Below are 1,553 nucleotides of genomic sequence, written 5' to 3' on the forward strand. Positions count from 1 at the left end.
AGTGTGAACAATCATATAATTCAAACAACCAATAGGATTTATAATAAGTTACTAAGAGCTTATGGTGAATGCCTTGGGACAAACAGGCGATGAAGGACGTGTTAATCTGCGATAAGCGACGGTTAGCTGATAAAAAGCATTTACCCGTCGATCTCCGAATGAGGAAACTCAATATATCTCGATATATTATTATTAAGTAAATACATAGCTTAATAAAGCGATACCTGGTGAAGTGAAACATCTCAGTAGCCAGAGGAAAAGAAAACGAATGTGATTCCCTGTGTAGCGGCGAGCGAAAGGGGAGTAGGCCAAACTGAATTTCGATTCAGGGTTGTAGGACTACAAGATGGACTAAGAAAAGATAGCAGAATTGGTTGGGAAGCCATACCATAGAAGGTGAAAGTCCTGTACGCGAAATCTTTTCTTTACCTAGTAGTATCCTGAGTAGGGCGGGACACGTGAAATCCTGTCTGAATCCACCCAGACCATTGGGTAAGCCTAAATACTAGTTTGTCACCGATAGCGCATAGTACCGTGAGGGAACGGTGAAAAGAACCCAGAGATGGGAGTGAAATAGAACCTGAAACCATAAGCTTACAAGGTGTTAGAGCACATTAATGTGTGATAGCGTGCCTTTTGAAGTATGAGCCAGCGAGTTATTGTAGCATGCAAGGTTAAATCGTAGAGATGGAGCCGGAGGGAAACCAAGTCTTAATAGGGCATTGAGTATGTTGCAATAGACGCGAAACGGGGTGATCTATCCATGGGCAGGTTGAAAGTGAAGTAACATTCACTGGAGGACCGAACCCACCTTCGTTGAAACGACGGGGGATGACCTGTGGATAGCGGTGAAATTCCAATCGAACTCCGTGATAGCTCGTTCTCGTCGAAATATTTTTAGGAATAGCGTTGGATTATTGGTCAAGTGGGGGTAAAGCGCTGAATCTATGATGGCGCCACCTCGGTGTACTGAATAGAATTAAACTCTGAATACCATTTGACCTACTCCAGCAGTCAGACCGTGGGGGATAAGCTTCATGGTCGCGAGGGAAACAGCCCAGATCATTAACTAAGGTCCCAAATATATGCTAAGTGGAAAACGATGTTGAGTTTCATAAACAGCAAGGATGTTGGCTTAGAAGCAGCCATCGTTTAAAGAGTGCGTAACAGCTCACTTGTTTAGAGACTCTGCGCGGAAGATGTAACGGGGCTAAGCATATAACCGAAGTTATGGGTTACCATTTTGGTAGCGGTAGACGAGTGTTGTATATGAGCCGAAGCTAAACCGTGAGGATTAGTGGATTTTATACAAGTAAGAATGCTGGCGTGAGTAACGAATGAAAGTGAGAATCTTTCAAACCGATTGACTAAGGGTTCCTGGGGAAGGGTCGTCCACCCAGGGTAAGTCGGATCCTAAGGCGAGGCTGAAAAGCGTAGTCGATGGTAAACGCGTTAATATTCGTGTACCTGTGAATTGAGTGATGGAGTGACGGAGTAGGTTATTAGGAGCCGGTTAATGGATTCCGGTTTAAATAACAAGGATGGTAAGTAGG

Annotated in this window: 1 rRNA gene; it reads left to right on the forward strand. The window is 44.0% G+C overall.

From position 1 onward, the window contains the following. Positions 1-41: 41 nt before the first annotated feature. Positions 42-1,553, forward strand: a 23S ribosomal RNA gene (locus tag T416_RS0102045); the annotation flags it as partial.

Origin of the sequence: Ureaplasma canigenitalium ATCC 51252, assembly GCF_000712165.1 — a bacterium.
In the GTDB taxonomy this organism is placed as follows: Bacteria; Bacillota_I; Bacilli_A; order Mycoplasmatales; family Mycoplasmoidaceae; genus Ureaplasma; species Ureaplasma canigenitalium.